This is a genomic window from Halobellus sp. Atlit-38R, from assembly GCF_003665925.1.
Lineage (GTDB): Archaea > Halobacteriota > Halobacteria > Halobacteriales > Haloferacaceae > Haloquadratum > Haloquadratum inordinatus.
Genome location: NZ_QXIJ01000323.1, coordinates 1 through 458 on the forward strand (window position 1 = coordinate 1; position 458 = coordinate 458).

The window sequence follows — 458 nt, forward strand, 5'->3', positions numbered from 1 at the left end:
CTGACGACCCTGGTGCAACTCTGGTCCAACTCATCAGCGGTGGCCACTCTCCCGTGACGAGCACTACGTGTACGACGCATGAGTTCGCTCTCAGCAACCACCCCTCGTCACAAACGATCGACAACGTCGTTGAGACGCTCTCACCAACCCACGTGGTCATTACCCACCAGCAAGGGGCCGCTGCGAATCAGTACAAGGATAAGTACGCCAGTTATGTCTGGGCGACAGACACCACTGACTGTTACACACTCTTAGATGAGACAGGCTGGACACCCCCACCGTGGGTGACGGAGGTGACGACACGTCGGGTCCTGTCTGGTACGAATACAATCGGTAGTCAGTTTGGCGAGTCGAGTGCGAACCGAGAGATTCCATTGCCATCCGTCACACGGGTTGATGAAGTTGACCTCAGTGCAGAAGGGCTCGACCTATCAGCCCTTCGTTCACGGCTCTCGGTC

At 56.8% G+C, this 458-nt stretch carries 1 pseudogene; it reads left to right on the forward strand.

Features of this window, described 5'->3' with window-relative positions:
• Window positions 1-458: pseudogene (locus D3D02_RS21730) on the forward strand (MBL fold metallo-hydrolase); the annotation flags it as partial.